Origin of the sequence: Bordetella sp. (genome assembly GCF_051960075.1) — a bacterium.
Taxonomy (GTDB): Bacteria; Pseudomonadota; Gammaproteobacteria; order Burkholderiales; family Burkholderiaceae_B; genus Bordetella.
Genome location: NZ_JBQCER010000044.1, coordinates 1 through 24,989 on the forward strand (window position 1 = coordinate 1; position 24,989 = coordinate 24,989).

Sequence of the window (24,989 nt, forward strand, 5' to 3'; positions counted from 1 at the left end):
CCTGACCGATGCGCTGAACAAGTATGCCGAGCAGCGCGCCTACCGCGAGTCCTGCGTCAACATCATGCTGATCGACGTCGACCACTTCAAGAAAATCAACGACAGTTTCGGCCACGTCTGCGGCGACCAGGTACTCAAGCATATCGCCGGCATCGTCCACGACACGGTTCCGGAGCCGCGATTGGTCAGCCGCATCGGCGGCGAGGAGTTCATGGTGGTCTGTTTCGGCTATGCGCCGCCGGTCTTTTACGCCCTGGCCGATACGGTGCGCCTGGCGATCGCCGACACGCCGCTGACGCTCGACCGACGCGACGTGGCGGTCACCATCAGCATCGGCATCGCTCATGCCGAGCAGAGCAGCACCAATCTGGAAAAAACGGTCTGGGGACTGTTTCCCCATGCCGATGAAAACCTTTATCTGGCCAAGCGGGACGGACGCAATCGCACGGTGCAGTAAGCCGGCGGCCCACATGCGGGCCCGGCCGCGCCCCGAGGACGATCGGCTATAGGTCGACGGTATGCCGCCGCTCCGACTCCAGATATTCCTTGGACTGCATTTCGAGAATGCGCGAGACCGTCCGCTGGAATTCGTTGGCGAATGCCCCTTCGGTATAAAGCTCTTCGGGCGGGCATTGCGCCGACATGATGAGCTTGACCTTGTGGTCGTAGAAGACGTCGATCAACCAGGTAAAGCGGCGCGCTTCGGACTGATGCCGCGGCCCCATTCGCGGCACGCCTGACAGGATCACCGCGTTGAAGCGACTGGCCAGCTCAAGATAATCGTTCTGCGAACGCGGCCCGCCGCAGAGCGTGGCAAAGTCGAACCACACCACCGTGCCGGCGAGCGCCAGCGCCTTGATCTCGCGGTGCTCGATATGCAGCACCGGATTCTTCTCCGGATACGTGTCGGCCAGCTTGTCGAAGGTTTGTTGCAAAGCCGCGTCCGCCTTGTCGTCCAGCGGACAGTGATAGCTTTGCACTTGCTCCAGTGTGCGGCGCCGATAGTCGACGCCGGCGTCCACGTTCAACACGTCCATGCGCTTCTGGATGAGCTCGATGGCCGGCAGGATGCGATCGCGGTGCAGGCCTTCTGGATAGAGCGTGGACGGCTCGTAATTGGACGTCATGATGAACGAGGTGCCGTACTCGAACAGCTTGAGCAGAAGGCGGTACAGGATCATGGCGTCGGCAATGTCCGACACATGGAACTCGTCGAAGCAGATAAGCCGGTACCGCCGCGCGATGCGGCGCGCGACCTCGTCCAGCGGATCCTGCATGCCCTTCACCTCTTCCAGCTCGCGATGCACGCTGCGCATGAATTCGTGAAAATGCAGGCGCGTCTTGCGCACCACGGGCACGGTGGCGTAGAAGGCGTCCATCAGGAAACTCTTGCCTCGCCCCACGCCGCCCCACAGGTAAACGCCGCGCGGCACTTCCGGACGATTGAGCAGTTTCTTCAAGGCATTGCTGCGCAGGGCCTTGTAGTGCACCCAGTCGTCGTAATAGCGCTGCAGGCGGTTGACCGCACGCTGCTGGGCTTCGTCGGACTGATAGCCGCGCTCGGCTAGGGCCTGTTCGTAATATTCCTGGACGTTCATTAGGTGCTGTTCATGAGCAATGGGCGGTCTCCCTTAATCAGGAGAACCGCCCATATTTGAGTTCTTTAGCCGCCGAGGCTGCCCTGCGCAATTCCGATGCTCGCCCGGTGGGCTGCGCTTCGGATTGCTCCGGGGTCCTCGGCTCGCTGAAGCGTAATGCGACTCAAAGAATCGTCATGCGACCGTATGGCCTCAGAAGTTCAGCGCGCGCTTGTCCACGGCCAGGGCGGCTTCCTTCACGGATTCCGACAGCGTGGGATGAGCGTGGCAGATGCGGGCGATGTCTTCGGCGGCGCCCTTGAACTCCATGATGGTCACGGCCTCGGCGATCAACTCGGAGGCCATGGGGCCGACGATGTGTACGCCCAGAACTTCATCGGTCTTGGCGTCGGCGATCACTTTGGCAAAACCGGTGGTGTCACCCAGCGCGCGGGCACGGCCGTTGGCAAGGAAAGGGAACGAGCCCGCTTTGTATTCGCGGCCTTCTTTCTTGAGCTGCTGCTCGTTCTTGCCTACCCAGGCGATTTCCGGCGAGGTGTAGATCACCGACGGGACCGTGTCGAAATTGACGTGGCCGTGTTGGCCGGCGATGCGTTCGGCAACCGCCACACCTTCTTCTTCGGCCTTGTGCGCCAGCATGGGGCCGCGCACGACGTCGCCGACGGCCCAGACGTTGGGCAGATTGGTCTTGCAGTCGCCATCCACGGCGACAAAGCCGCGCTCGTCGAGCTTCAAACCCACAGCTTCCGCGTTCAACCCACCGGTGTAGGGAATGCGGCCGATCGAGACGATCAGCTTGTCCACTACCAGCTTCTGTTCTTCGCCCTTGGCGTTGGTGTAGGGTACGGTGACGTTCTTGGCCGTTGCCTTGACGTCGCCCAGCTTGATGCCGGTTTCGATGGCTAGGCCCTGCTTGGTGAAGATCTTCAGCGCTTCCTTGGCGACCTGCTGATCGGCCATGGCCAGGAACTCGGGCATGGCCTCCAGAACGGTGACTTCGGCGCCCAGGCGACGCCACACGCTGCCCATTTCCAGGCCGATCACCCCGCCGCCGATCACGCCCAGCTTCTTGGGCACGGTGTCGATGCTCAGGGCGCCGTCGTTGGACAGCACGACCTTTTCATCGAAAGGCAGGCCCGGCAGTTCGCGCGGGCTGGAACCCGTGGCCACCACGATGTGCTTGCCGACCAGGTCTTCGCTCGCGGTGCCGGTGATCTTGAGGGCATAGCCGCCGTCGGCTTTGCCGACAAAGGCGCCCTTGCCGTGAAAGAACGTGACCTTGTTCTTCTTGAAGAGATACAGAATGCCGTCGTTGTTCTGTTTGACCACGCTGTTCTTGCGGCTGATCATGGTGTCGAGCTTCAGGCCCAGGCCCTTGACCTCGATGCCGTGCTCGGCAAAGTGGTGGCCGGCGGCCTCATAGTGCTCGGACGATTGCAGCAGCGCCTTCGAGGGAATGCAGCCCACGTTGGTGCAGGTGCCGCCGGGCGCCGGGCCGCCCTGCCCGTTCTGCCAGGCGTCGATGCACGCTACGGACATGCCGAGCTGAGCCGCGCGGATGGCGGCGATATAGCCGCCGGGGCCGGCGCCGATCACGATTACGTCGAAGTGCTTAGCCATTTGGTGCGCTCCGATCACAGGTCCAGCAGCAGGCGCTGCGGGTCTTCCAGGGCTTCTTTCATGGCCACCAGACCCAGCACGGCTTCGCGGCCGTCGATGATGCGGTGATCGTAGGACAGCGCGAGGTAGTTGATCGGACGGATCACGACCTGGCCGTTTTCGACCACAGGGCGGTCTTTGGTGGCGTGGATGCCCAGGATGGCCGATTGCGGCGGATTGATGATGGGCGTGGACAGCATCGAGCCGAACACGCCGCCGTTGGAGATGGAGAACGTGCCGCCAGTCATCTCTTCGATGCCAAGCTTGCCGTCGGCCGCGCGGCGGCCGAAGTCGGCGCTGGTCTTTTCGATGTCGGCGATCGAGAGCTGGTCGGCGTTGCGCAGGATGGGCACCACCAGGCCGCGCGGGCTGCCCACGGCGATGCCGATGTCGAAGTAGCCGTGATAGATGATGTCCTTGCCGTCGACCGAGGCGTTGATGACCGGATACTTCTTGAGCGCGGCCACGGCAGCCTTGACGAAGAAGGACATGAAGCCCAGCTTGACGCCGTGGTCCTTCTCGAATTTTTCCTTGTACTTGTTGCGCAGATCGATGACGGCCTTCATGTTGACCTCGTTGAAGGTCGTCAGGATGGCGTTCTCGGATTGCGATTGCAGCAAACGCTCGGCAACGCGGGCGCGCAGGCGGCTCATGGGCACGCGCTGCTCGGGGCGACCGTCCAGCGACAGGGTCGGCGGCGCAATGGGTGCGGCCGCCTTGGGAGCCGCCGAGGCCGCCAGGGCGTCGCCCTTGGTCACGCGGCCGTCGCGGCCGGAACCGGACACCGACGCAGCATCCACGCCCTTCTCGGCCAGGATCTTCGAGGCGGCGGGCGATGCGATGCCGGCGGCGGCATTGCTGGCGGGCGCGGGCGCAGCCGCAACAGGCGCGGGAGCGGCGGCAGGCGCTGCGGCTGCGGCTGCGGCTGCGGCTGCCGGAGCCGGTGCGGCGGCGGCCTTGGCGGCGGTGTCGATCTTGGCCAGGAGCTGGCCCGAGGTCACGGTGGCGCCATCGGCTTCGACGATCTCAGCCAGCACGCCCGAGGCGGGTGCGGGCACTTCGAGCACGACCTTGTCGGTCTCGATTTCGATGAGGGTTTCGTCGGCCGTGACGGCTTCGCCGGCCTTCTTCTTCCAGTTCATCAGCGTGGCTTCCGAGATGGACTCGGACAGTTGGGGAACGACGACGTCGGTAATGGCCATGATGGTGGGTATCCCGTGTGTGTGATTGTTCGATGTTCTAGCGAATGAAAATAAGGCGGGCACTTGATCGGCGCCCGCCTGAGTTCGTTTCTTATTTGGTCAGAACGAAGCCCTTGTACTTGGGCGCATAGGCTTGATCCAGCAGGACCTTGAGCTGTTCCAGATGCTTGGCCATATAACCCACGGCCGGAGATGCCGAGGCCGGACGCCCGGCATAGCCCAGCTTCTGGCCTTCGCTCATGTTTTCGTACACATGATGCTGCACGTAGAACCAGGGCCCTTGGTTCTGCGGCTCGTCCTGCACCCAGATGACCTCGGTGGCCTTGCCGTACTTCTTCAGCTCGGCTTCGAAGGCCTTGTGGGCGAAGGGGTAGAGCTGCTCGACACGGACGATGGCCACATGGTCGGCGCCGCGCTCCTTGCGGGCGTGGACCAGGTCGTAGTAGATCTTGCCCGAGCACACCAGCACGCGCTTGACCGACGCGGGCTTGATGGACTCGTCCACTTCGCCGATGACGGGGTAGAAATGGCCGCTGGCCAGATCGGATAGCGGCGAGCTGGCGTCCTTGTTGCGCAGCAGCGACTTGGGCGTGAAGACCACCAGCGGCTTGCGGAAGGGGCGGATCATCTGGCGGCGCAGCAGGTGGAAGATCTGCGCGCCCGTGGTCGGCTGAACCGCCTGAATGTTGTTGTCGGCGCACAGCTGCAGGTAGCGTTCGATGCGGGCAGACGAGTGCTCGGGTCCCTGGCCTTCGTAGCCGTGCGGCAGCAGCATGACCAAACCGCACTGCCGGCCCCACTTGGCCTCGCCGGAGGTGATGAACTGGTCGATCACCACCTGGGCGCCGTTGGCGAAGTCGCCGAACTGGCCCTCCCAAAGCGTCAGCGTGTTGGGTTCGGCGCAGGCATAGCCGTATTCGAAACCGAGCACCGCTTCTTCGGACAACACGGAGTCGATCACCGTGAAAGGCGCCTGGCCTTCGGAGACGTTCTGCAGCGGGATGTAGGTGCCGTCGTTCCAGCGTTCGCGGTTCTGGTCATGCAGCACGGCGTGGCGGTGGGTGAACGTGCCGCGGCCGGCGTCCTGGCCGGTGAGGCGTACGGCATAACCCGAAGCCACCAACGTGGCGTAGGCCATATGTTCGCCCATGCCCCAGTCGAGGTTCTGCTCGCCCTTGGCCATGTTGGCTCGGTCGGCCAGCAGCTTCTTGACCAGCGGATGCACCGTAAAGCCTTCCGGCACGGAAGTGATGCGTTCGCCGATGCGTTTGAGCTCGGCCAGCGGCACGGCCGTGTCGGCGGCGTCGGTCCACTTGGCGCCCAGGAAAGGCGACCAGTCGATGGCGTGCTTGCTCTTGTAATCGGTCAGCACGGGCTCGACGGTTTTCTGACCGTCTTCCATCAGCTGTCGATAGTCCTTGACCATCTGGTCGCCCTCGCCTTCGGCCAGTACGCCTTGGGCGGTGAGCTTGTCGGCGTAGAGCTTGCGGGTGCCGGGATGGTGACCGATGCTCTTGTACATCAGAGGTTGCGTCAGCGCGGGCGTGTCCTGCTCGTTGTGGCCCAGTTTGCGGAAGCAGATGATGTCGATCACGACATCGCGCTTGAACTCCGTGCGGAAGTCCAGCGCCAGCTGAGTGGCAAACACCACGGCATCGGGATCGTCGGCGTTGACGTGGAACACCGGGGCTTCGATCATCTTGACCACGTCGGTGCAATACAGCGTGGATCGCGCATCGCGCGGATCGGACGTGGTGAAGCCGATCTGGTTGTTGATGACAATGTGCAGCGTGCCGCCCGTGCCGTAGCCGCGCGTCAGCGCGAGGTTGAGCGTTTCCATCACGACGCCCTGGCCTGCGATAGCCGCGTCGCCGTGCACCAGCACCGGCAGTACCTGCTTGCCTTCGTGGTCGCCGCGACGTTCTTGGCGGGCGCGCACGCTGCCCTCGACCACCGGGTTCACGATTTCCAGATGGGAGGGGTTGAAGGCCAGCGACAGGTGCACCGGGCCGCCGCGGCCCGAGATGTCGCTGGAGAAACCGTTGTGGTACTTCACGTCGCCGTCGGTCAGGCCTTCGGCGTGCTTGCCTTCGAACTCGGCGAACAGGTCGCCGGGCATCTTGCCCATGATGTTCACAAGCAGGTTCAGGCGGCCGCGGTGGGCCATGCCGACCACGATTTCCTGCACGCCGACTTCCGTGGCGTGGTTGACGACTTCGTCCATGGCAACGATGAAGCTTTCGCCGCCCTCAAGCGAGAAGCGCTTCTGGCCGACGTACTTGGTGTGCAGGAAGCGCTCCAGGCCTTCGGCGTCGGTCAGCTGCTGCAGGATGCGGCGCCGCTGCTCGTTGGTGTAGCTCGGCGTGGCCCGGGTGGTTTCGAGGCGTTCGCGGATCCAGCGCTTGGCGACCGGATCGGACACATACATGAATTCGGCGCCGATGCTGCGGCAGTAGGTGTCGCGCAACGCTTTAAGAATCTCGCGCAGCGTCATGGTGCTGGCGGTCGTGAAATAACTGTTGGTCGCGGCGTATTCCTGATCGAGGTCGGCTTCGGTCAGACCGTAGAAAGCCGGATCTAGTTCGGGAATGTTGGGGCGCTCCTGCCGCTTGAGCGGATCGAGGTCGGCCCATTGAGATCCAAGGCTGCGGTAGGCGCCGATCAGCGACTGCACGGCCACCTGCTTGCTGGCCACCGACATGTCGGGTTCGGCGGTACGCACGGCGAACGCATTGGCGCGGGCGCGCTCGGCGAACGACTGAATGATGGGCGCGTGGGCCTGATCGCGGGTGGAAGCCTGGCCATCGGTGGCCGGTGCGTGCTGGAGCTGGTCGAAATAGGCGCGCCAGTTGTCGGACACCGAACCGGGATTGTCGAGATAGGCTTCGTAAAGCTCTTCGACGTAAGGGGCGTTGCCCCCAAAAAGATAAGAATTGGAGAGGGACTCTTGTTCCGAAGACATATGTGCTTCACCTAGACGGGCGTTTCACCCGATACGATGCAGGAAAACCTTCCGCGACACGGGCTTCCCGTTTAGCGGATAGCGGAGCAGAAGGCGCCGTACTGATATTTGAACCTTATGCAAGGGGCTTTTACAGCCACCGCTTTGCAGTATACCCCTTTGCCAGACAGGCTTCGCCTTTTTATCGACCGTCCGTAGCGCGCGGAAATAAGCAGCGAGTCAGCTATTGCGGCGCGTCATGTCTCTCCCGTGTCACTTCGCTACACTGCCCCCCACTCCAACGCAGCCCACGGCCCACGGCGACGCGCCTTTCCGACGGCATCAGTTTGTTTTCCGATTTTTTTTCTTTTATTTTCAAGCAGCTTCCTCATGGATCAGACTTTCATCAAGCAAGCCCTGGACTATCACCAGTACCCCGCTCCCGGCAAAATTTCGGTCAAGCCCACCAAACCCCTCAATGGCAAGGACGATCTGTCTCTGGCCTACTCCCCCGGGGTGGCGGCCGCCTGTATGGCCATTCACGAACACGGCGAAGAAGCCGCCTCGCGCTACACATCGCGCGGCAATCTGGTCGGCGTGATTTCCAACGGCACTGCCGTTCTGGGCCTGGGCAATATCGGCCCCATGGCATCCAAACCCGTGATGGAAGGCAAGGGATGTCTGTTCCAGAAATTCGCCGGCATCGACGTCTTCGACATCGAGCTGGCCGAGACCGATCCCGACAAGCTAGTGGATATCATCGCAGCGCTCGAGCCCACTCTGGGCGGGGTCAACCTCGAAGACATCAAGGCCCCAGAGTGCTTCTATATCGAGACGAAGCTGCGCGAGCGCATGAAGATCCCCGTCTTTCACGACGACCAGCACGGCACCGCCATCATCTCCTCGGCCGCAGTGCTCAACGGCCTGAAAGTCGTGGGCAAGGAAATCGGCAAGGTCAAAGTCGCAGTCTCGGGCGCCGGCGCAGCCGCCATCGCCTGCCTGGACCTGATGGTCGACCTGGGCATCAAGCGCGAAAACATTTATGTGGTCGATTCGCGCGGCGTGATCTGGGAAGGCCGCGACGCCAAGATGGAACCCAACAAGCAGCGCTACGCGCAGCACACGCAAGCCCGCACGCTGGCCGATGTGGTGCAAGGCGCAGACATCTTCCTGGGCTGCTCGGCAGCCGGCGCGCTCACGCCCGAGATGGTCAAGACCATGGCCGACAGACCCATCATCCTGGCCCTGGCCAACCCAACGCCCGAGATCCTGCCCGAGGTCGCACGCGACGCCCGCCCCGACTGCATCATCGCCACCGGCCGCTCGGACTACCCGAACCAGGTCAACAATGTGTTGTGCTTCCCCGTCATCTTCCGCGGCGCACTCGATTGCGGCGCCACGACGATCAACGAGGCGATGAAGCTGGCCAGCGTGAAAGCGATCGCGGAGCTGACGCACGACGAGGCCGAGTTCGGTCCGGACTACATCATTCCCACGCCGTTCGATCCGCGTCTGATCTCGGCGGTGGCTCCCGCCGTGGCCCAAGCGGCCGCGGAGTCGGGCGTGGCGCGTCGTCCCATCGGGGACATCGAGGCGTATCGCAAGAAGCTGGTGGCGTGGCACGCGGCGAATAACTGATGATGCATGGTCATTCCTGTGTTCTGCTGCCTCGCTGCGCTGCTGCTCTGATTCGCTGCGCTGCTGGTTCTTAAGTCCGTTCGGCGTTCGGCGGGTATGCCCCGCTCGCTTCGAAGTGCCGGGGCGCTATACGCCCAAGACGCAACGCGTCTAAAGAAAAAAGGGCTATTCGCAATCGAACAGCCCTTTCTATCGCGGCGGACCGGAGTCCGCCACGCACGCGAGTATTGCTTAACCCTTGACCTGGCGCACGGACTCGCCGGTGTACAACTGGCGCGGACGGCCGATCTTGTACTCGGGGTCGGCGATCATTTCGGCCCACTGCGCGATCCAGCCCGTGGTGCGGGCCAGCGCGAAGATGCCGGTGAACAGCGAGGTCGGGATGCCGATGGCGCGCTGGACGATACCCGAGTAGAAGTCCACGTTCGGATAGAGCTTGCGCTGCACGAAGTAGTCGTCTTCCAGCGCGATCTTCTCCAGCGCCATGGCCAGCTTGAGCAAAGGATCGTTTTCCAGGCCCAGGGCGCCAAGCACTTCCTTGCAGGTTTCCTGCATCAGCTTGGCGCGCGGGTCGTAGTTCTTGTACACGCGGTGGCCGAAGCCCATCAGACGCACGCCCGAATTCTTGTCCTTGACCTGCTCCATGAACTTGCCCACCGTGGCCAGGCCGCCATTGGCCTGGATATGTTCGAGCATGTGCAGGCAGGCTTCGTTGGCGCCGCCGTGGGCCGGACCCCACAGACAGGCCACGCCCGAGGCGATGGCTGCGAAAGGATTGGTGCCCGACGAACCGCACAGGCGCACGGTAGAGGTCGAGGCATTTTGCTCGTGGTCGGCGTGCAGAATGAAGATGCGGTCGAGCGCGCGTTCGACGACATCGTTCACCTGGTAGTCCTCGCACGGATTGGCGAACATCATGCGCAGGAAATTGCCGGTGTAGGACAGCTCGTTCTTCGGGTAGATCGTGGGCTCACCGCGCGAATACTTGTATGCCATGGCCACCAGCGTGGGCATCTTGGCGATCAGGCGGATGGCCGAAATATAGCGGTGCTGCGGATTCGTGATGTCGGTCGAGTCGTGATAGAAGGCCGACAGCGCGCCCACCAGGCCGGTCAGCACGGCCATGGGATGGGCGTCGCGACGGAAGCCGCGCAGGAAGAAGTTCATCTGCTCGTGCACCATGGTGTGGCGCGTGACCGAGGTGTCGAATTCCTTCTTTTGCGCTTCGTTCGGCAGATCGCCGTTCAGGATCAGATAGCAGGTGTCCAGGTAGTCGCAATTGACCGCGAGCTGCTCGATGGGGTAGCCGCGATACAGCAGTTCGCCCTTGTCGCCGTCGATCTAGGTAATGCCCGACGCCGTAGCGGCAGTCGACAGAAAGCCGGGATCGTACGTGAACATACCCGTCTGGCCGTACAGCTTGCGGATGTCGATCACGTCGGGGCCGATGGTGCCCTGGTAGATCGGCAATTCGATGGACGGGCTGCCGTTGGAGAAAGATAGGGTGGCTTTGTTGTCGGACAATTTCATGATCTATTCCTCGTAGAAATCAGAGCGCTCGCATCTGGCCGACGATATCTCGCAGCCTGGGAGTGTCGAGTGCACCGTGGAGTTCGGCACGCGCCAGCAATATGTCCAGCAGTTCGTTGTCGCCCAACTCGAAAAGCTGGGTCAACGCGCTTACATCCTCGTCGGTAAGCTGATGCTCGTAAGCATCAAGATACCGCGTAATGATAAGGTCGTTTTCCAGCAAGCCTCGGCGCGCCCGCCAACGCAGACGCGCACGTTCCAACTCGGTTAGTCTGCTCATAAGCAGAAACCCTTTCAAACAGATACAACAAAATGATTAAGCCCCGGTTACACCGGGGCCTACCGTCACACAGTACGGCGCACCATCAGCTCTTTGATCTTGCCGATGGCCTTGGTGGGATTCAGACCCTTGGGGCAGACATCGACGCAGTTCATGATGGTGTGGCAGCGGAAGAGGCGATAAGGATCTTCCAGGTTGTCCAGACGCGAGCCGGTAGCCTCGTCGCGGCTGTCTGCGATGAAGCGATAGGCTTGCAGCAACCCGGCGGGGCCGACGAACTTATCCGGGTTCCACCAGAACGACGGACAAGACGTCGAGCAGCAGGCACACAATATGCACTCGTACAGGCCATCGAGTTCTTCGCGGGCCTCGGGCGACTGCAGGCGCTCGCGTTCGGGCGGCGGCGTGTCGTTGATGAGGTACGGGCGAATCGAGTGGTACTGATTGTAGAACTGCGTCATGTCCACGATCAGGTCGCGGATCACCGGCAGGCCCGGCAGCGGACGCAGCACGATGGGCTGGGTCAGATCGTTCAGATTGGTCGTGCAGGCCAGGCCGTTCTTGCCGTTGATGTTCATGGCGTCCGAGCCGCACACGCCTTCGCGACACGACCGGCGAATCGCCAGGCTGTCGTCCATGTCGTTCTTGATGCGCAAGATGGCGTCCAGCAGCATCTTGTCGTGCGGCTGGAGTTCGACATCCAGCTTTTGCATGTAGGGTCGCTCGTCCTTGTCCGGGTCGTAGCGGTAGATTTCGAACTTGACTATACGCTTGGTCATTGCGTGCATCCTGCTTAGAAAGTACGAGCCTTGGGCGGGAAGGACTCAACCGTGAGGGGCTTCATGTGGACGGGCTTGTATTCCAGGCGGCCGTCCGACGAATACCACAGGGTGTGCTTGAGCCAGTTGTCGTCGTCGCGATGCGGATGATCGTCCAGAGCGTGAGCGCCGCGGCTTTCGGTGCGGTTGGCCGCCGACTTGATCGTGGCGCGGGCCACTTCGACCATGTTGGCGATTTCCAGCGCCTCGATGCGCGCGGTGTTGAACACCTTGGATTTGTCCTTGAAGTAAATGCTGTTGGCCATGCCGGTCAACTCGTCGATCTTGCCCACGCCCTTCTGCAGCAGATCGATCGTGCGGAACACGCCGCAGTGCGCCTGCATGGCTGCGCGGATGCCGTTGCCGACGTCCTGGGGCTTCTCGCCCGAAGTGCGCGATTCCAGCGCATCGATGCGGCCTACCGAGTAGTCGACCGCTTCCTTGGGCAACGGTTGATGCTGGTGCTGGCGCTCGGGATGCGAGCCGACGATGTGGTTGCCCGCGGCGCGGCCGAACACGATGAGGTCAAGCAACGAGTTGGTGCCCAGACGGTTGGCGCCGTGCACCGACACAGCCGCGCACTCGCCGATGGCGTACAGACCGTTGACGATCTTGCTCTCGCCGTTGGTCCAGCTCGTGACCTGGCCGTTGTAGTTGGTGGGAATGCCGCCCATCATGTAGTGGATGGTAGGCACGACCGGGATCGGCTCCTTGATCGGATCGACGTTGCCGAACTTGATGGCGATTTCGCGGATCGAAGGCAGGCGCTTGTTGATCGTGTCGGCGCCCAGGTGATCGAGCTTGAGCACCACATAGCTGCCGTCGGGACCGCAGCCGCGGCCTTCCTTGATTTCCTGGTCCATCGAGCGCGACACGAAGTCGCGCGGGGCCAGGTCTTTGAGCGTGGGCGCATAGCGCTCCATGAAGCGCTCGCCGTCCTTGTTGAGCAGGATGCCGCCTTCGCCGCGCACGCCTTCGGTGATCAGCACGCCCGCGCCGGCCACGCCGGTGGGGTGGAACTGCCAGAACTCCATGTCCTGCAGCGCAATGCCGGCTCGCGCCGCCATGCCCAGGCCGTCGCCCGTGTTGATGAAGGCATTGGTGGAAGCGGCCCAGATGCGGCCGGCGCCGCCCGTGGCCAGCACGGTGGTCTTGGCTTCGAGAACATAGATCTCGCCCGTTTCCATTTCGAGCGCGGTCACGCCGAGTACGTCGCCGGCGTCGTTGCGCAGCAAATCCAGCGCCATCCATTCGACGAAAAATTGCGTGCGGGCAGCGACGTTGCGCTGGTAGAGCGTGTGCAGGAGCGCATGGCCGGTGCGGTCGGCCGCGGCGCAGGCGCGCTGCACGGGCTTCTCGCCGAAGTTGGCGGTATGGCCGCCGAACGGACGCTGATAGATGGTGCCGTCGGGGTTGCGGTCGAACGGCATGCCGAAATGTTCCATTTCGTACACGGCGCTCGGCGCCTCGCGGCACATGAACTCGATGGCGTCCTGGTCGCCCAGCCAGTCCGACCCCTTGACGGTGTCGTACATGTGCCAGTACCAGTTGTCTTCGCTCATGTTGCCCAGAGAGGCGCTCACGCCGCCTTGCGCCGCCACGGTGTGCGAACGGGTGGGAAACACTTTGGACAGCACCGCGACCGACAGGCCCGCCTGAGCCAATTGCAGGGAACAACGCATGCCGGCACCACCGGCGCCTACGACCACCACATCAAACTGGCGGCGCGGCAGGGAATTCATGACAGCGACCACGGCTTAGATTCTCCAGAGGTATTGCGCGAAATAGACGAACGTGCCGACCAGCCACAGCAGGGTCAGAACCTGCAGCGTCAGGCGCAGCGCGACGGACTTGATGTAGTCCATCCAGACGTCGCGCACGCCGATCCAGGCATGCCAGGCCAGCGAAAGGAAAGCGAGCGTGGCCAGAAGCTGACCCACGGGAAGCGTGTACACATGGAAGGCGAAGATCGACCTCCAGCCTTCGTAGGTAAGCGGCTCGACCAGCAGGCCGATAGCCAGGATCACCGTGTACACCGCCATGATGACGGCGGTGGCGCGCTGAACGATGAAATCGCCGACGCCGTAATGGGCGCCGACGACGAGGCGCTTATGGCCGTAGTTGTTGCTGGCTGCCATTTACAGAGCTCCGAACAGTTTGAGGGCGAAAATCAGCGTGAGCAGCAGGCTGACGACGAACACCACGCCGGCGCTCTTGCGCGCCGAAGCCTTGTCCACGCCGTAGTGCAGGTCCAGAAGCAGGAAGCGGATACCCGCGCAGAAGTGATGCAAAAAGCCCCAGATCAGGACCAGCAGAACGACTTTGACAGGGAAGTAACCCACGCACTTGGCCACGCTGGCGTAGCCTTCCGGCGAACTCACGCTGGCGCCCCACAGCGGGAGCAGGACCAGAGGCAGGCACAGGAACAGCAGCATGCCGCTGACACGATGCAGGATGGACAGTCGCCCCGGTAAAGGAAGGCGGTATTTGCTGATATCGGACAAGCCGATATTGCGAAATTCGGGACGCGCTGGCTTGACGTTCTGAGCAGCTGAGTCGGACATGACGACCTCGGTATTTCTGGGTTTATGGCTAGGTTTTTGGGTAAGGCAAATTTCGTGGCGAGAACACCTGCTTCCCGTGAGGGAAACCCCGGTATTGTCCCTCAGGTAGCAGTCCGTTTCAAACGGCGATAAAAATTTCCATCAATTCAAGCTATTGCGATAATGGAAGTGATTGGTAAGGTAGGTACCCCGCCTGACTTCCATGGGTCGACCGCCGTAGGTATAGGACACGCGATCGACCTGCAGCAGCGGCGCGCCGGCGTCGATGCCCAGAAGATCGGCGATCTCGCCGCTGGCGGGAACGGCGCGCAGCTTTTCGTCGGCGTGCACCATGCTCACGCCGAACTGGGTTTCGAAAAGGCCGTAGAGCGGCCCGCGGTTGGCGGCCAGTACGTCCAGGGTGAGGCCGCGAAAGACCGAGCCGGGCAGCCAGATGTCGTCGACCACAGTCGCCACACCGTCGAAGGAAAGCACGCGTCGTATCGTGACGGCGGTTTCGCCGGCGCGCAGCTCCAGAATGCGGGCGATCTCGGCCGACGGACGCGCGCGGCGGCATTCGAGAATACGGCTTTCGGTACGCACGTTCTCGCCCTCTTCGTCGGGCGCCAGGCGAAGAAAGCGGTAGCGCACACGCGCTTCGTGGTGTGTTGCGACGAAGGTGCCTTTGCCCTGACGGCGCAGCAGCATGTGCTCGGCGGCGAGCTCGTCGATGGCTTTGCGCACCGTGCCCTGGCTCACCTGGAAGCGGGCGGCCAGGTCGATTTCACTGGGAATGAGTTCGCCGGGCTTCCACTCGCCGCGCTCCAGGCTTTGCACCAGCAGCGACTTGATCTGCCTGTAGAGCGGACTGAACGCGGCGCCCTCGCCCCGCCCTGCCGGCTTGACGGCGGCCGGCGGATTCTCGTCGTTCGGCCTGGCGGCGCGCGCCAGGGAATCGGGGCGGGCTTCAGCAGTCATGGATGGGGAGATGTGCGCGTCGGCATGGCGCCCGTTTCCGCTAAGGGAAAACAGGCTGTGTGGGTTGCGGGCATTGTCGCACGCGGGCCGAAGTGCTGTCCAACATCTTATGTCTTATATAAGATATAAGATGAATTGACGCAAAGCACCAATCCGATCTAGGATGCGGGACGGGTCCAGGCCGGCAGAGCCGGCGCGAAACGCCCTGCGGCAGTTTTCGCCAGGCACGCCAGATCGAGGCCGGACGCACCGATTACACTGGAAAGCGCTCCTGTCTTTCCAACCTCTTTACGGAGAAATGTTCATGTCCAAGCCCGCCATGCGCGTCGCCGTCACCGGCGCTGCCGGCCAGATCGGTTACGCCCTGCTGTTCCGCATCGCCTCCGGCGAAATGCTCGGCAAAGACCAGCCGGTGATCCTGCAACTGCTCGAAATCCCCGACGAAAAAGCGCAGAAGGCCCTCAAGGGCGTCATGATGGAACTGGACGACTGCGCCTTCCCGCTGTTGCAGGAAATGACCGCGCACGGCGACCCCATGACCGCCTTCAAGGACGTCGACGTCGCGCTGCGGGTCGGCGCCCGTCCCCGCGGCCCGGGCATGGAGCGCAAGGATCTCTTGAGCGCCAACGCCCAGATCTTCACGGCCCAGGGCAAGGCCCTGAACGCCGTGGCCAAGCGCGATGTCAAGGTGCTGGTCGTGGGCAACCCCGCCAACACCAACGCCTACATCGCGATGAAGTCGGCGCCGGACCTGCCCGCCAAGAACTTCACCGCCATGCTGCGCCTGGACCACAACCGCGCCCTGTCGCAACTGGCCGCCAAGTCCGGCAAGGCCGTGGCCGACATCGAAAACCTGATCGTCTGGGGCAATCACTCGCCCACGATGTATCCCGACACCCGCTTCACCACCGTCAAGGGCCAGAAGATCGACCAGATCATCAATGACCAGGCCTGGAACCGCGAGGTGTTCATCCCCACCGTGGGCAAGCGCGGCGCCGCCATCATCGATGCGCGCGGCCTGTCCTCGGCCGCCTCGGCCGCCAACGCCGCCATCGACCACGTGCATGACTGGATCCTGGGCAGCAACGGCAAGTGGGTCACCATGGGCGTGCCCTCGGACGGCTCCTACGGCATCCCCGAAGGCATCATCTATGGCGTGCCCGTGACCACCGACAACGGCGAATACAAGCGCGTCGAAGGCCTGGAAATCGACGCCTTCTCGCGCGAGAAGATGGACTTCACGCTGAAGGAACTGCTCGAAGAGCGCGAAGGCGTGAAAGACCTGCTGAAGTAAGCAGACCGAAAAAGGCCAGGAGATCCCTGGCCTTTTTTTATCGTCCATTTTCGTTACCGAAGCATTCAAACCCCAAAGCTGCAAGGAGTAGACAGACCATGAGCACGGCTCCCAAAAAGAAAACCGCCGCCGCGGCCCCCGCCTCCGAAGCCACAACCGGCTTCAAGCCCAAGAAATCGGTCGCCCTGTCCGGCGTCGTGGCGGGCAACACCGCGCTGTGCACGGTCGGCCGCACCGGCAACGACCTGCACTACCGCGGCTACGACATTCTCGACTTCGCCGACGTTGCCGAGTTCGAAGAAATCGCTCACCTGCTGGTCCACGGCAAACTGCCCAACAAAGCCGAGCTCAAGGCCTACAAGGAAAAGCTGCGCGCCTTGCGCGGCCTGCCGACCGATCTGCAAGCCGCGCTGGAAGCCCTGCCCGCCTCGAGCCACCCCATGGACGTGATGCGCACCGCCGTGTCCGTGCTGGGTTGCGTGCTGCCCGAGAAAGACGACCACAACCTGCCCGGCGCGCGCGACATCGCCGACCGCCTCATGGCCAACCTGGGTTCGGCCCTGCTCTACTGGTACCACTACAGCCACAACGGCCGCGTGATCGACGTGCAGACCGATGACGACAGCATCGGCGGCCACTTCCTGCATTTGCTGCACGGCAAGCGCCCATCGGACGAGTGGGTGCGCGCCATGCACACGTCGCTCATTCTTTACGCCGAGCATGAATTCAACGCCTCGACCTTCACCTGCCGCGTCGTGGCCGGAACGGGTTCCGACATGTACTCGGCCATCACCGGCGGCATCGGTGCGCTGCGCGGCCCCAAGCACGGCGGCGCCAACGAGGTGGCCTTCGAAATTCAGAAACGCTACGACACCCCCGACGCGGCCGAGGCCGACATCCGCCAGCGCGTGGAAAACAAAGAAGTCATCATCGGCTTCGGCCACCCGGTCTATACCATCTCCGACCCGCGCAACAAGGTCATCAAGGAAGTCGCCCGCAAGCTGTCCAAGCAGGCCGGCAGCACCAAGATGTTCGATATCGCCGAGCGCCTGGAAACCGTGATGTGGGAAATCAAGAAGATGTTTCCCAACCTGGACTGGTTCTCGGCCGTGAGCTATCACATGATGGGCGTGCCAACCGAAATGTTCACGCCGCTCTTCGTGATCGCCCGCACCGCCGGGTGGTCGGCGCACATCATCGAGCAGCGCGTCGACAACAAGATCATCCGCCCCACCGCGAACTACGTAGGGCCGGAAGACCAGAAATGGGTCGACCTGGCCAAACGCAAGTAGGCGCGCGGTACGGTGCTCAAAGAAAAATGCCCGCATTTGCGGGCATTTTTTCGCAGGTCGCCTCGCGGCGCAAACGCTCTTATTGAGGCAGAACCTCGCCGCGCGTCTCGGGTGCAAACGGGATGACGAACAGGCCCGCGACGAAAACCAGTGCGGTCAGGGCGACCGGCACACCCAGCGTGCCCATGTGCAGCACTGCGGCGCCGAGCAGGAAATTCACTCCGGCGCCCACGAAGCGCCCGACCGACGTGCAGAAGGCAAATGCCGTCGCCCGAACGCGGGTCTCGAACTGCTCGGGCAGCCAGAGGCTGAACATCGTGAAATTGCCGCCGAAAAAGCCCAGTACGAAAAGCAGCGCGATGAACGGCACCAGTCCGCCAGGCAGGTAGAAAGCCCAGCCGAAAGAGGCGGCGATCGCGAGGGCCATCCCTGCGAAATAGATGGCCAGCGTCTTGCGGCGACCCATCATCTCCGCCATGGGCGGCAGCGCAAGACAACCCAGAATCGTTCCGATCGAGAGTACGCCCGTGGCGATCGACGCCATGCGTACCGCATTCGGCTGGCTCATGCCGCTCTTGAGCGCGAGCTGGATGACCGCAGCCGGCTCGTAGACCGCGCCGGCCCAAAGGCCGATGATGGCGACCGTCAGCAGCACCGCAGCCACGGTCGTGCGCTTGACATAGCGCGGGCTGAAGATCTCCGACAGGGGCCCTTTGCGGCGCGCTACGGCCGCTTCGACGCGGCTCTCGGCCTGGCGCCACTTGTCGGACTCTTTGACGCGCAACAGCACGATGATGGAGACGATGACCGGCACGGCGCCCACCAGGAACATGGACCGCCAGCCGTAATGCGCGCCGACGGTGTAGTTCAGCGCGGCAGCCAGGAAGAAGCCCGTGTAGTAGCCGGTCTGCAGATAGCCCGCGCCCATCTTGCGCCGGTCTTCCGGCCAGGCCTCGGCGACATAGGTGCCGGCCAGCGCCCACTCGCCGCCGATGCCGACCCCGGCCAGAAAGCGATACAGACCGAGCTCCCAGATCGTGTGCGAGGTCGCGGCCAGTCCCGTGAACACCGCGAACATGAAAATCGTGGCCGCAAGCACTTTGGTGCGTCCGAACCGGTCCGCAAGCGGGCCCCAGATGAACGACAGCCCCCAGCCGACGAGGAACAGGGCGAACAGAATCGAACCCACCAGACCGATCGTGGCAGGCGTAGCCTTGTAACCCGAGTTGGGCAGCAGTTCGGTCAGCGCAGGCGCCATCACGAGGGCGTAGATCACCGAATCCATGCCGTCGAGCGTCCATCCTGCCCAGGCTCCCCAGAAACCGGTGATCTGGGCTCGAGTGAGCGGCGTGCGCCTGGCGCGCGCGCCCATTGTGCCCGCGTTATTGAGTGTCTCCATCATTCCTCCTTGGGGAATCGTTCGGGTGCGCCGATGCATTGTCGCGCGCGTGAGTCGAAACCGGGACGCGAGGCTCCGGCTTGCAGGAAATTTACGAACCAGCGGGGCGCGCATCAATCAAGCGCGGTGTGCGTACATTACTATCAGGTTAATGATCCGAGCAGGCGGCACTCGGCCGAAAGCGCCAGCAGATTGGGATCGCGTTCGCGATTGCGCTGCATGACCAGCACGATATGCTGGTCTATGCAATAGCGTTCGGCCAGAGGAATCAACTGCACCTTGGGACTGAAATCCGCCACGCGGCGCGGCAGCAGCGCATAGCCCACGCCGCCGCTCACCAGATTCATGAGCGAGAAGATATCGCCCACGCGCAGCGCGATCTCGGGCGCGAAGCCGGCCTTGCCGAAGGCGACCATAAAATCGTGATAAGTCGCGAAATCGTCGCCGAGCGCGACGAATTTCTCGCCGCGCACCGCCTGCAGGTCGACCTCGGCCGACGCTGCGTAGGGCGAATCGAGCGGTGCTGCGAAGAAAATCCGGTCGTCGAACATCGGCACGGTCAGCAAGTCCGGATTGCGCAGCGGCTCGCCCAGGGCGATGATGATGGCGTCGAGCTGGCCGTCCTCCAGCTTGGACAGAAGGCTGCCGTTCGAGCCCAGCGTCAGTTCGATATCGAGCGCCGAGCGGCGCGTCTTCAAGCCCACGAGCACGTGCGGCAGCGTGCCAACCGTCATCGAATAGAGGCAGCCGATTTTCAAGACCGTCGACGAAAAGCCCGCCGCTTCGCGGGTACGGCGTACACCGGCTTCGCATTCGTCCAGGATGCGCTCAACGTGCTCGGCGAACACATAGGCGGCCGGCAACGGTATCAGTTTGCGGCCGTCGCGCTTGAACAAGGGGCAGCGCAGGCCTTCCTCCAGCGTATGCAGCGCGCGATGCACGCTGACCGTGCTCTGCCCCATCGCTTCCGAAACGCGCGCGAGGTTGCCCAGCATCATGAAGGATTGGAAAACCTCCAGCTTCTTGAGCGTGATCTCTTCGTCGATTGCCATGACTTTTGGTCTCCGCCGGCTTGCCGGCTGTGCTCTCTCGTTGCGCCGACGCTTGCGCGCATTGTTTCATTAACTTGGGATTAATAAAACCACGATCAACTTGATTGAAGCAGCCTGCTCGCGCGCATAGAGTGAAACCACCCTGTCACTCACGGCTGGAGCCGCCCATCCATGCAAGCGATGTCCCCCACCTCAGCCGTACCGGCCCAATGGCGCCGGCGGCGCGACGAAAAGGAACGCCGCCTGGCTGCGGCCCGCAAGATCGTCAGCGGCAAAACCATTCCCACAGACGACATCGTCGCCGCGCTGGAGGCGCTGATCGCCCCAGGCGACCGCGTCGCGCTGGAAGGCAACAACCAGAAGCAGGCCGATTTCCTGTCGCGCGCGCTGGCCAAGGTCAGCCCGCAACGGCTGCACGACCTGCACATGATCATGCCCAGCGTGAGCCGCGCCGAACATCTGGATCTCTTCGAGGCGGGCATCGCGCGCAAGCTCGACTTTTCTTTCGCCGGACCGCAAAGCCTGCGCATCAGCCAGCTGCTGGCCGACGGCCTGCTGGAAGTGGGCGCCATCCACACCTATATCGAGCTCTATGCGCGTCTGGTGGTGGATCTCATCCCCAACGTCGCGCTGGTGGCCGGGTTCAAGGCCGATCGCGAAGGCAACCTCTACACCGGCCCCAGCACCGAGGACACGCCCGCGCTGGTGGAGCCGGCGGCATTTTCCAATGGCATCGTGATTGCGCAGGTCAACGAGATCGTCGACGATCCGTCCGATCTGCCGCGCGTGGACATCCCGGGATCGTGGGTCGATTTCATCGTGCAGGCCGACAGGCCCTTTTACATCGAGCCGCTGTTCACGCGCGATCCGCGCCTGATCAAACCGGTGCACGTGCTGATGGCGATGATGGCCATACGCGGCATCTACCAGCGGCACAATGTGCAATCGCTCAACCATGGCATCGGCTTCAACACCGCGGCCATCGAATTGATCCTGCCGACCTACGGCGAGCGCTTGGGCCTGAAAGGCAAGATCTGCCGCAACTGGACGCTCAATCCGCACCCCACGCTGATTCCCGCCATCGAGTCGGGCTGGGTGGAAAGCGTGCACTCCTTCGGCACCGAACTGGGCATGGAGCGCTATATGGCTGCTCGTCCGGATGTGTTCTTCACCGGCCACGACGGCTCGATGCGCTCGAACCGCATGCTGTGCCAGCTCGCCGGCCAATATGCGGTGGACCTTTTCATCGGCGCGACGCTGCAGGTGGATGGCGACGGGCACTCGTCCACCGTCACGCGCGGCCGCCTGGCGGGCTTCGGCGGCGCGCCCAATATGGGTCACGATCCGCGCGGCCGCAGGCATGCCACGCCCGCCTGGCTGGACATGACCGAGCCCGTGACGATGCTCGAACGCGGCAAGAAGCTGGTCGTGCAGATGGTCGAGACATTCCAGGAGGGCGGCAAGCCCACCTTCGTCGACACCCTGGACGCAGTGGCCGTGGCCAGGCAGAGCGGCATGCCGCTCGCCCCGATCATGGTCTACGGGGATGATGTGACCCATTTGCTGACCGAGGACGGCATCGCCTATCTGTACAAGGCGCGTACGCTGGAAGAGCGGCGCGCCATGATTGCGGCCGTGGCGGGCGTGACCAGCGTCGGCCTGCGGCACGACCCGGCCAAGACGGGGCAGATGCGGCGCGAAGGCCTGATCGCCCTCCCCGAAGACCTGGACGTGCGGCGCAGCGACGCCAGTCGCGAGCTGCTCGCCGCCAAGAGCATTGCCGACCTCGTGGAATGGTCCGGCGGCTTGTACGAACCGCCTGCGCGTTTCCGGAGCTGGTGATGCAGGCCTCCCCGAATTTGTCGATCGCATCGCACCGGCCCCGGCCCGTCGATACTGCGGCGCTCGCGCGCCGGCTCGCGGCGCTGGTGGAATCGGCGCTGATCGACGAAGCGACGCTCTCGCCCAAGCCCGGCCTGGTGGACATGCGCGGCAGCGGTGCCCATCATGACTTGAACTGGGCGCTGATGACGCACTCGGCGCAAGCGCTGCGCCCGGCGTTCGAAGCCATGGCGCTGGCCGGTGCGCAAATCGAAGCGCCCTTGGCATTGCGCGAACGCATCGGCCTGCTGGGCCGCGAAGGCGAGGCCGCCATGCTGCGGGCCACGGGCGGCGTCAATACGCATCGCGGCGCCATCTGGGCCTTGGGCCTTTTGGTGACCGCCGCGGCGCAGGCGCCGCACACGCCGGATGCGGCGTCGGTCGCCGTGCGCGCGGGATGGCTCGCCAGGCTCACCGACCGCCATGCTCCCCGCCAGACCGGCCACAAGGGCGAACAAGCCTGCAACGATTATGGCGTCGGCGGCGCCAAGGGGCAGGCCCGCGCGGGCTTCCCGCACGTCGTCAACGCGGCACTGCCTGCGCTGCGCCATGCGCGGGCGGCAGGCATGCGCGAAGACCATGCGCGCGTCGATGCGCTGCTCGCCATCATGGCCACGCTCGACGACACCTGCGTGCTCGCGCGCGGCGGCGCCCAGGCCCTGCATGCCGTGCAGGCAGGCGCCACCTGCGTGCGCGCCGCGGGCGGCCTGGCGACGCAGTCGGGCCGTCGCGCCTTTCGTCTGCTCGAAAAAACCATGATGGCGCGGCATGTCTCGTCCGGCGGCGCGGCCGATCTGCTTGCTGCGACCCTATTCCTCGACCGCCTGCCCGTCAACGCGAACGAAGCCGATGGCGCCCGATTCGCTCACAAGGAAAACGCATATGGAGAAGCTTGAATTTCAATTCGCCGGCGGCGCGCCGGCCAGTCGGCGCGCCCATGCCGGCGTGGTCGGCTCGGGCGACCTGGAGGTGCTGCTCGCCCCCGGAGTCTCCGGCCGCATCGACGTGTCCATCACCACCTCCGTGCAAGGCATGGCCGGCACGTGGCAGGCGCAGCTGGCGCGCCTGTTCGGTTCGCGCGTCTGGCCGGCCGCCCGAATCCTCATCAACGATTTCGGCGCCACGCCCGCGGTGGTGGGCCTGCGGCTGGAGCAGGCGTTCGAAACCGCGGCGCAAGCCTGAAAGGACACGACATGTCGCGCAATCCCTTAGAACGAGACAGCTTCATCGAACGCGATGCCCGTCGGCGAGCCATCGCCCTGCTCGATCCGGGCAGCTTTCGCGAGCTGCTCGATCCGTTCGAACAACTGGCGTCGCCATGGCTGCCGCGCCAGGGCATCGTTGCGCAGGCCGACGACGGCGCGGTGGTGGCGCGCGGCACGCTCGACGGACGGTCCGCCGTGGTGCTCGCCATCGAAGGCGCGTTCCAGGGCGGCAGTATGGGCGAGGTGTCGGGCGCGAAAATCGCCGGCGCGCTCGAACTGGCGGTGGAGGACAACCGCGCCGGCATCCCGACGCGCGCCGTCATCGTCTTCGAGACGGGTGGCGTGCGGCTCCAAGAGGCCAATCTCGGGCTGGCCGCTATTGCCGAGATTCATGCCGCCATATGCGCGCTGCGCGAATACGGGCCCGTTATCGGCATCACTGCGGGCACAGTCGGCTGCTTCGGCGGCATGAGCATTGCCGCCGGGCTGTGCAGTTATTTGCTGATGACGCGCGAAGCGCGTCTGGGCCTGAACGGTCCGCAAGTCATTGAGCAGGAAGCCGGCATTGAAGAGTACGACTCGGGCAACCGTCCGTTCATCTGGAGCCTGAGCGGCGGCGAGCAACGCGCCGCCACCGGGCTGGCCGACCTTTGCATCGAAGACGACTCCGTCGCCATCCGCGAACAGGTCCTGGCATGGCTGCGGGCAGGCGTCACCCGGCAAGCGCGCAGCGAACAAGTGCGCCACTATCTTGAACGACTCGCCTGCGCCGACACCACGCGTCAAGCCTCGGCCGAGAACGCGCGCGCACTTTATGCTGCGAGGAATCCCGCATGAGCCAGACCGAACTTTCCCGTCGCGGCGCGATCTGGATGGCGGCGTTAGCCCCCAATGCGCCACGCGCCGATTACGGCAATACGCTGCAAGTGGCCGACGCCGAACTGGCCGGACGGCCGGCGCGCTACATCGCCGTCGTTCCTGACGCGCACAATCGCTTCCCGCGCGCGCGCGGCGGCGAGGTCGGCCTGATCGAAGGCTGGCAGCTCGCCGCTGCGGTGCGCGATGCCATCGCCGAAGACGCCGTACGCGAGACCAAGCGCGCGATTGTCGCCGTCATCGACGTGGCCAGCCAGGCTTACGGACGCCGCGAAGAGGCCTACGGCATCCATCTCGCATTGGCCGCGGCAGCGGACGCCTATGCCGCGGCGCGCCTGGCCGGACATCCGGTAATCGGACTGATCGTCGGCCGCGCGATGTCGGGCGCGCTGCTGGCTCACGGTTATCAGGCCAACCGCCTGCTCGCACTCGACGACGATCAAGTGATGGTGCATGCGATGGGCAAGGCCGCGGCAGCGCGCGTGACGTTGCGCTCGGTGGCCGATCTCGAGCGCCTCGCCAAGGACATTGCGCCCATGGCCTACGATATTGCCAGCTTCGCTTCCCTTGGATTGCTTTGGCGTCTGCTGAAGGTGCGCTCGGCCGATGCGCCCGATGCGAGCGACGTCGATATCGTGAAATCTTCGCTTGCGGCTGCGCTGGCCGATATCGCCGCGGATCCGTCGCGCGGCCTGGAAAGCCGGCTGGGCGCGCCGTTGCGCAAGGCGTCGTCGCAAGTGCGCGAACGCCTGCGCGCGCAGTGGAACGCGCCGGCGCAATAGCCGCTCGCGTCGCCACCCCGG

The 24,989-nt window shown here is 63.7% G+C and carries 20 protein-coding genes and 2 pseudogenes; 9 read left to right on the top strand and 13 right to left on the bottom strand.

All coding sequences use genetic code 11. From position 1 onward, the window contains the following. Window positions 1-457: GGDEF domain-containing protein (locus ACTHJ1_RS05290; protein ID WP_440188765.1), on the top strand; the 457-nt coding region annotated here is incomplete at its 5' end. A 46-nt stretch (window positions 458-503) separates the two neighbouring features. On the opposite strand, the gene zapE is transcribed toward ACTHJ1_RS05290, so the two are convergent. The 4 genes from zapE to ACTHJ1_RS05310 all read right to left on the bottom strand — a co-directional run bounded on the left by zapE (window position 504) and on the right by ACTHJ1_RS05310 (window position 7,421). Next, window positions 504-1,598: a cell division protein ZapE gene (zapE, locus tag ACTHJ1_RS05295; RefSeq protein WP_440188768.1), complete on the bottom strand. Its 1,095-nt coding sequence runs from the start codon at window positions 1,596-1,598 to the stop codon at window positions 504-506. A 192-nt stretch (window positions 1,599-1,790) separates the two neighbouring features. Next, a complete protein-coding gene (lpdA, locus tag ACTHJ1_RS05300) occupies window positions 1,791-3,218 on the bottom strand; it encodes a dihydrolipoyl dehydrogenase (protein ID WP_440188771.1) in 1,428 nt (475 codons plus the stop codon). A 14-nt stretch (window positions 3,219-3,232) separates the two neighbouring features. Further along, a complete protein-coding gene (odhB, locus tag ACTHJ1_RS05305) occupies window positions 3,233-4,459 on the bottom strand; it encodes a 2-oxoglutarate dehydrogenase complex dihydrolipoyllysine-residue succinyltransferase (protein ID WP_440188774.1) in 1,227 nt (408 codons plus the stop codon). Window positions 4,460-4,550: 91 nt separating this feature from the next. Continuing rightward, window positions 4,551-7,421: a 2-oxoglutarate dehydrogenase E1 component gene (locus tag ACTHJ1_RS05310; protein ID WP_440188777.1), complete on the bottom strand. Its 2,871-nt coding sequence runs from the start codon at window positions 7,419-7,421 to the stop codon at window positions 4,551-4,553. 369 nt (window positions 7,422-7,790) lie between these two features. Here ACTHJ1_RS05310 and ACTHJ1_RS05315 point away from each other — a divergent pair. Next, a pseudogene (locus ACTHJ1_RS05315) lies at window positions 7,791-9,020 on the top strand (malic enzyme-like NAD(P)-binding protein); the annotation flags it as partial. A gap of 249 nt (window positions 9,021-9,269) precedes the next feature. Here ACTHJ1_RS05315 and ACTHJ1_RS05320 read toward each other — a convergent pair. The 7 genes and pseudogenes from ACTHJ1_RS05320 to ACTHJ1_RS05350 all read right to left on the bottom strand — a co-directional run bounded on the left by ACTHJ1_RS05320 (window position 9,270) and on the right by ACTHJ1_RS05350 (window position 15,187). After that, window positions 9,270-10,568: pseudogene (locus tag ACTHJ1_RS05320) on the bottom strand (citrate synthase). A 19-nt stretch (window positions 10,569-10,587) separates the two neighbouring features. Continuing rightward, window positions 10,588-10,848, bottom strand: coding sequence for a succinate dehydrogenase assembly factor 2 (locus ACTHJ1_RS05325; protein WP_330915860.1), 261 nt, complete (start codon window positions 10,846-10,848; stop codon window positions 10,588-10,590). 65 nt (window positions 10,849-10,913) lie between these two features. Beyond that, entirely contained in the window at window positions 10,914-11,627 is a 714-nt protein-coding gene (locus tag ACTHJ1_RS05330; RefSeq protein WP_440188779.1) for a succinate dehydrogenase iron-sulfur subunit, read from the bottom strand. A gap of 14 nt (window positions 11,628-11,641) precedes the next feature. Further along, complete coding sequence (sdhA, locus tag ACTHJ1_RS05335; RefSeq protein WP_440188782.1) at window positions 11,642-13,420, bottom strand: succinate dehydrogenase flavoprotein subunit; 1,779 nt, start codon at window positions 13,418-13,420, stop codon at window positions 11,642-11,644. A gap of 3 nt (window positions 13,421-13,423) precedes the next feature. Next, complete coding sequence (gene sdhD, locus ACTHJ1_RS05340; RefSeq protein WP_440188785.1) at window positions 13,424-13,804, bottom strand: succinate dehydrogenase, hydrophobic membrane anchor protein; 381 nt, start codon at window positions 13,802-13,804, stop codon at window positions 13,424-13,426. After that, window positions 13,805-14,230, bottom strand: coding sequence for a succinate dehydrogenase, cytochrome b556 subunit (gene sdhC / locus ACTHJ1_RS05345; protein ID WP_440188788.1), 426 nt, complete (start codon window positions 14,228-14,230; stop codon window positions 13,805-13,807). It lies immediately after the preceding gene. A gap of 141 nt (window positions 14,231-14,371) precedes the next feature. Beyond that, complete coding sequence (locus tag ACTHJ1_RS05350) at window positions 14,372-15,187, bottom strand: GntR family transcriptional regulator (protein WP_440188791.1); 816 nt, start codon at window positions 15,185-15,187, stop codon at window positions 14,372-14,374. Between the two features lie 304 nt (window positions 15,188-15,491). Here ACTHJ1_RS05350 and ACTHJ1_RS05355 point away from each other — a divergent pair, with 304 nt between their 5' ends. Both ACTHJ1_RS05355 and prpC read left to right on the top strand, forming a co-directional pair. Beyond that, the gene (locus tag ACTHJ1_RS05355) at window positions 15,492-16,481 is read left to right on the top strand and encodes a malate dehydrogenase (protein WP_440188794.1); all 990 of its coding nucleotides are present in this window, start codon (window positions 15,492-15,494) and stop codon (window positions 16,479-16,481) included. Window positions 16,482-16,579: 98 nt separating this feature from the next. After that, window positions 16,580-17,773, top strand: a complete 1,194-nt coding sequence (gene prpC / locus ACTHJ1_RS05360; protein WP_440188797.1) for a bifunctional 2-methylcitrate synthase/citrate synthase — start codon at window positions 16,580-16,582, stop codon at window positions 17,771-17,773. Window positions 17,774-17,852: 79 nt separating this feature from the next. On the opposite strand, the gene ACTHJ1_RS05365 is transcribed toward prpC, so the two are convergent. Together ACTHJ1_RS05365 and ACTHJ1_RS05370 are read right to left on the bottom strand one after the other, a co-directional pair. Further along, window positions 17,853-19,172, bottom strand: coding sequence for an MFS transporter (locus ACTHJ1_RS05365; RefSeq protein WP_440188917.1), 1,320 nt, complete (start codon window positions 19,170-19,172; stop codon window positions 17,853-17,855). Between the two features lie 143 nt (window positions 19,173-19,315). Next, a complete protein-coding gene (locus ACTHJ1_RS05370) occupies window positions 19,316-20,224 on the bottom strand; it encodes a LysR substrate-binding domain-containing protein (protein WP_440188800.1) in 909 nt (302 codons plus the stop codon). A 171-nt stretch (window positions 20,225-20,395) separates the two neighbouring features. Between ACTHJ1_RS05370 and mdcA the strand changes: the two genes are divergently transcribed. The 5 genes from mdcA to mdcE are packed head-to-tail and all read left to right on the top strand — an operon-like array spanning window position 20,396 to window position 24,968. Next, window positions 20,396-22,066, top strand: coding sequence for a malonate decarboxylase subunit alpha (gene mdcA / locus ACTHJ1_RS05375; protein ID WP_440188803.1), 1,671 nt, complete (start codon window positions 20,396-20,398; stop codon window positions 22,064-22,066). After that, window positions 22,066-23,001: a triphosphoribosyl-dephospho-CoA synthase gene (locus ACTHJ1_RS05380; protein WP_440188806.1), complete on the top strand. Its 936-nt coding sequence runs from the start codon at window positions 22,066-22,068 to the stop codon at window positions 22,999-23,001. Before mdcA ends, ACTHJ1_RS05380 begins: the two co-directional genes overlap by 1 nt. Beyond that, on the top strand, window positions 22,988-23,287 hold the full coding sequence (locus ACTHJ1_RS05385; protein ID WP_440188809.1) for a malonate decarboxylase subunit delta: 300 nt from the start codon (window positions 22,988-22,990) through the stop codon (window positions 23,285-23,287). The genes ACTHJ1_RS05380 and ACTHJ1_RS05385 overlap by 14 nt, the downstream gene beginning before the upstream one ends. Window positions 23,288-23,298: 11 nt before the next feature. After that, window positions 23,299-24,147, top strand: a complete 849-nt coding sequence (locus ACTHJ1_RS05390; RefSeq protein ID WP_440188812.1) for a biotin-independent malonate decarboxylase subunit beta — start codon at window positions 23,299-23,301, stop codon at window positions 24,145-24,147. After that, complete coding sequence (gene mdcE, locus ACTHJ1_RS05395; protein WP_440188815.1) at window positions 24,144-24,968, top strand: biotin-independent malonate decarboxylase subunit gamma; 825 nt, start codon at window positions 24,144-24,146, stop codon at window positions 24,966-24,968. The genes ACTHJ1_RS05390 and mdcE overlap by 4 nt, the downstream gene beginning before the upstream one ends. Window positions 24,969-24,989 lie beyond the last annotated feature (21 nt).